General features: G+C 60.9%; 8 protein-coding genes. All 8 read right to left on the bottom strand.

Annotation, left to right across the window (positions count from 1 at the left end; genetic code table 11):
• Positions 1–12: 12 nt before the first annotated feature.
• Positions 13–303 carry a hypothetical protein gene (locus tag EOM25_12705; GenBank protein ID NCC26034.1) on the bottom strand — a complete coding sequence of 97 codons (291 nt, stop codon included), beginning with the start codon at positions 301–303 and terminating at the stop codon, positions 13–15.
• A gap of 15 nt (positions 304–318) precedes the next feature.
• Positions 319–1,026, bottom strand: coding sequence for a cytochrome C biosynthesis protein (locus EOM25_12700; protein ID NCC26033.1), 708 nt, complete (start codon positions 1,024–1,026; stop codon positions 319–321).
• A gap of 10 nt (positions 1,027–1,036) precedes the next feature.
• Positions 1,037–1,381 (bottom strand): thioredoxin, encoded by a 345-nt coding sequence (locus EOM25_12695; protein ID NCC26032.1) that lies wholly within the window; start codon positions 1,379–1,381, stop codon positions 1,037–1,039.
• A gap of 71 nt (positions 1,382–1,452) precedes the next feature.
• Positions 1,453–1,686: a thioredoxin family protein gene (locus tag EOM25_12690; protein NCC26031.1), complete on the bottom strand. Its 234-nt coding sequence runs from the start codon at positions 1,684–1,686 to the stop codon at positions 1,453–1,455.
• A 33-nt stretch (positions 1,687–1,719) separates the two neighbouring features.
• Positions 1,720–2,118: a zinc-binding protein gene (locus tag EOM25_12685; protein NCC26030.1), complete on the bottom strand. Its 399-nt coding sequence runs from the start codon at positions 2,116–2,118 to the stop codon at positions 1,720–1,722.
• Between the two features lie 11 nt (positions 2,119–2,129).
• On the bottom strand, positions 2,130–2,360 hold the full coding sequence (locus EOM25_12680; protein NCC26029.1) for a thioredoxin family protein: 231 nt from the start codon (positions 2,358–2,360) through the stop codon (positions 2,130–2,132).
• A gap of 23 nt (positions 2,361–2,383) precedes the next feature.
• Entirely contained in the window at positions 2,384–3,685 is a 1,302-nt protein-coding gene (locus tag EOM25_12675; GenBank protein NCC26028.1) for a hypothetical protein, read from the bottom strand.
• 15 nt (positions 3,686–3,700) lie between these two features.
• On the bottom strand, positions 3,701–4,048 hold the full coding sequence (locus tag EOM25_12670; GenBank protein ID NCC26027.1) for an ArsR family transcriptional regulator: 348 nt from the start codon (positions 4,046–4,048) through the stop codon (positions 3,701–3,703).
• Positions 4,049–4,225: the final 177 nt, after the last annotated feature.

The raw sequence follows: 4,225 nt of genomic DNA, 5'->3' as shown, positions 1-4,225 counted from the left end.
TGAATCCGTCATTCAAATATCCAGCGCTTCGGGCGCGCGGTTGGAGCTCTCCAGCACGAAACAGCGCAGGCGCAGCGCGGAGGGCTGGCCCGGTTCAAGCTGGAAGATGGCGTCCGCGGTCCGTCGCATCCGGGTTTCGTTGTCGCCGCTCAACAGGGTCTGGAGTTCGTCGTAATCGGAAATATACTCGTCGGCCGTGGGCACCCCGGCGTCCCGATCCTGGGCCGTGGTCGAGCGGCCAGCGCAGGCCCAAAGACCACTCAGGCCGACAATGAGGGCGAGGAGGAGAATGCGTTTAATCATGTTCGTTCCCTAGCCCTAAGCGGCGGGCAGAAATGGGCTGACGATGAAATAGAGGCCCATGCAGCCGATGGCCACGCCGGCAAAACGTCGGAAGATCAGGTTGCCGCGCTGCCAGGACGAGTTGGACAGGAGCCTCTTGACCAGGGCCGTTGAGCTGCCGGCCACGGCGATGGGCAGGCAATGCCCGACGGCAAAGACGACGATGAGCAGGATGCCGAAGGCCACCTCGCCCTGGATGGTGATGACCGCCAAAATGGGGGCGATGAAGCCGAACGAGCACGACCCGGACAGGATGCCGTAGGCCAGGCCGAGGACAAAGGCCCCGACCAGGCCCCGGACCTTGATCTTGGACATGAGCCCGCCGGACATGGAGCAGACGGCCACGCCGAGCATGTCCAGGGCCACCCAGATGAGAATGAGGCCCACGGCGATGGTCCAGTAGGGGCCGACATCGCCCAGCATGCGGCCGAGTACGGCGCAGACGGCCCCGATGGCGGCGATGGTCAGAAAGAGCCCCACAGTGAAGGCCACGGCATAGTAGGTCCCCATGCGACCTTCGAGGACCTTGTCCTGTCCGGCCACGTAACCGACGATGAGCGGGATGGAGGCCAGATGGCAGGGGCTGAACATGATGCTGATAAGCCCCCAGAGGAAGGCCCCGGCCAGAGCCAGGGCCGTTCCTCCGGTGAGCCATTGGTTCACGAGGATGAAGAATTGATCCATGCGGGCCTCCCTAGTTCACGCCCAGTTCGGCCATGATTTTGTCTAGTGAGGCTTGATCGAGATAGCCTTCGTGGCGTTTGAACTCCTTGCCATCCTTGTCGTAGAAGATCTGGGTCGGGATGGCCCGGACTCCGTATTTCGGCGTTTCGCCGGGATGCTTCCAGACGTCGATGAAGACAATGGCCGCCCGTCCCTCGTACTTCATGGACGAGTTCTCGATGACCGGGATCATCATCTTGCAGGGAATGCAGGCCTTGGCCCCGATGTCGACCATGGTGACCATGCCGGGAATGGGCACGGTCTGGGGGTCTCCGGAGATGAGGGCCTCGCGGCCTGGGGTTTCGGCCCTGGACATGGTCGGCAGGGCCGCAAGGCAGAAGAAGGCCAGAACGAGGCCGACCAGGGACGGGAGGGTCTGGAGGTTTTTTACTGCAACCATTGGACGACCTCCTCGGCCTTGGGCACCCGGCCGGAGACCTTGACCTGGCCGTCAACGAGCACGCCCGGGGTGACGAAGACCCCCAGGGCGGCGATCATGTTCAGGTCCGAGACTTTTTCCACATGGGCCTCGACTCCTGACTGGGCCACGGCCTGTCTGACAATCTGTTCGGTTTTGGCGCATTTGGGGCATCCCGGCCCCAGCACTTGGATGAATTTCATGTTTTCCTCCCCCGATATCCTTTTTGTTGTTTGTTATTTCACCGCACAAGCGGATTCTAAAAGGGCCGCCCCGGCCTGGGCAGCCTTGGCCACATTTTCATCGTCGATGGGACTCTGGCCCTTGACGAAACCGATCTGGGACAGGTTGAGGTGCAGGAAACCGGTGAATCCGGCTTCTTCAAGACATTTGCGGGCGCAGTCCAGGGGGCAGCCGTCGATGGCCAGGATGGCCGAGGCGGCCTCGGTGGACTTGACGATGCCACTGACCCGGCCCCCTATGCCGGCCAGACAGAACATCTTGCCTTTACCGTCGCAGGTCAGTTTTCGGGCGGCCCGGTCGGACAGTTCGCCGACATCGGCTCCGCCGGAACAGGAAAAGATCAATTTGAGCGCGGCACTGCAGGCGCATCCGCAGACTGTGGAATCGGTCATGTATCCTCCCTTCAGGCCAACAGTTTTTTCAATTCCTCGACGGATGGAACCTTGCCAACAAGCTTGACCTGGCCGTCCACGGCCAGCCCCGGGGTCATCATGACTCCCATGGCCATGATCGCGTTCAGGTCCGTGACCTTTTCGAGCTCATAGTCGAGGCCCATCTGGTCGGCGGCGGTTTTGGCCGATTCGGCCAATTTTGTGCATTTGGGGCATCCGGTCCCCAGAATCTGGATTTTCATCATTCCTCCGATTGATTGTTGGTTTATCCCCACAGGGCGCCGTAGATAACGCCGCTGACGGTGGCCATGATCACGACAAGAGAGACAAAGACAATGGTCTTCTTCGTGCCCATGACACTTCGGATGACCAGCATGTTGGGCAGGCTCAAGGCCGGACCGGCCAGAAGCAGGGCCAGGGCCGGGCCCTTGCCCATGCCGTTGCCGATGAGGCCCTGGAGAATGGGCACCTCGGTCAGGGTGGCGAAATACATGAAGGCCCCGGCGAACGAGGCGAAGAAGTTGGCCCCTAATGAGTTTCCGCCCACGGCTCGGGCCACCCATTCCGAAGGAATGAGGCCCTCCTGGCCGACACGGCCCAGCAGGAGGCCGGCCACCAGGACGCCGAAGAGGAGCAGGGGCAGGATCTGCTTGGCAAATCCCCAGGACGACGAGAACCAGTCGCCCATCTCTCCGGAGTCGAGGCTGGTGAACACGGACAGGCCGATGACCCCGGCGGTGAAGGCGATGACCGGCTGGCCGGGAATGAGGACGGCCAGGATGACAACCACCGCGGCCGTGGTCAGGACCTTCCAGGCCCTGACTCCGAACCAGACGATCAGGGCCAGGCCCAGGCCGGCGGAAAAGATGGCGGTCAGGATCCATTTGGCCTCGAAGATGGCGGCCCAGAGGCCGGTGCTCTCCTGGGGCCGTCCCCAGTTGGCAAAGACCAGGATGCCGACCATGGCCACGAAATAGAGGGTGTTCTGCCACAGGGGTCTTGGAACTTCCTGTTCGGGCATGACCATCTGGGCGGCCGCCTTTTCCGATTCCTCTCGTCGAAAAATGATGTGCATGGCCAAGCCGATGACCACGCTGAAGACAATGGCCCCAACGGCCCGGGCGATGCCCATTTCCGGACCGAGGATGCGGGCGGTAAGCACGATGGCCAGGACGTTGATGGCCGGGCCGGAGTAGAGAAAGGCACAGGCCGGGCCGAGGCCGGCGCCCATGCGGTAGATGCCGGCAAAAAGGGGCAGCACCGTGCAGGAGCACACTGCCAGTATGGTGCCGGAGACAGAGGCCACGCCATAGGCCAGAATCTTGTTGGCCTTGGCCCCCAGGTATTTCATGACCGAGGCCTGACTGACGAACACGGCAATGGCCCCGGCGATGAAAAAGGCCGGGATCAGGCAGAGCAGGACATGTTCCTGGGCGTACCATTTGACGAGATGAAAGGCCTCGAGCAAGGCGTTGTCGAATCTGGCAGTGCCGACTGGCAGATAGAAGCAGGCCAGAAAAAATCCGACCATCAGGGTCAGGGCTTTCCACTCGATTTTCCAATTCATGGATGTGTTCTCCTTTCAGGGGGTGACGAGAGTGGGGATGAGTTCGGAGTGGATGTTCAGACGGTCCCTGGCCTGGGCTTCGATGACCGACTCTACGCAATGCATGAACTTGAGCAGGCAGGGGACCTTCAAACGGTAGAAAATCTGTTTACCCCGCTTCTCGTCCTCGACGATGCCGGCCTGCTTGAGAACGGATAGATGCTTGGAGATGGTGGAGAAATCCACGTCAACGGCATCGACGAATTCGCAGACGCAACATTCACCGTGGGCCAGCTTCTCAGTGATCCATAGTCGGGTTGGATGTCCCAAGGCTTTGAAAATTTTAGCCTTTTCGGTGTACAGTCGTTTTTCACGGTCGGTCATCGGCTCTCCTTGTTTGAACGTATGGCCAAATAGCCAAATGTTCAGGCCTGGTCAAGAGCGGGAAAAATCGAATCCGCCCCCAAATAGTTTCGGATCTGGGGCGGCGGGAAGGGCGGGGGAAGGGGGGGCGGTTAGGGCCGGTGTTCCTTGATCTCCCGGAAATCGCCGAGCTTGGAG

It is taken from the genome of Deltaproteobacteria bacterium, assembly GCA_009929795.1.
Lineage (GTDB): Bacteria > Desulfobacterota > Desulfovibrionia > Desulfovibrionales > Desulfomicrobiaceae > RZZR01.
This window is presented reverse-complemented; position numbering and strand designations above follow the sequence as displayed.

Bases quoted from the DNA above. Each gene is read 5' to 3' on its own strand.
- EOM25_12675 (NCC26028.1), bottom strand. From the start codon at position 3,685: ATGAATTGGAAAATCGAGTGGAAAGCCCTGACCCTGATGGTCGGATTT.
- EOM25_12690 (NCC26031.1), bottom strand. From the start codon at position 1,686: ATGAAATTCATCCAAGTGCTGGGGCCGGGATGCCCCAAATGCGCCAAA.
- EOM25_12705 (NCC26034.1), bottom strand. From the start codon at position 303: ATGATTAAACGCATTCTCCTCCTCGCCCTCATTGTCGGCCTGAGTGGT.
- EOM25_12695 (NCC26032.1), bottom strand. From the start codon at position 1,381: ATGTCCAGGGCCGAAACCCCAGGCCGCGAGGCCCTCATCTCCGGAGAC.
- EOM25_12700 (NCC26033.1), bottom strand. From the start codon at position 1,026: ATGGATCAATTCTTCATCCTCGTGAACCAATGGCTCACCGGAGGAACG.
- EOM25_12685 (NCC26030.1), bottom strand. From the start codon at position 2,118: ATGACCGATTCCACAGTCTGCGGATGCGCCTGCAGTGCCGCGCTCAAA.
- EOM25_12680 (NCC26029.1), bottom strand. From the start codon at position 2,360: ATGAAAATCCAGATTCTGGGGACCGGATGCCCCAAATGCACAAAATTG.
- EOM25_12670 (NCC26027.1), bottom strand. From the start codon at position 4,048: ATGACCGACCGTGAAAAACGACTGTACACCGAAAAGGCTAAAATTTTC.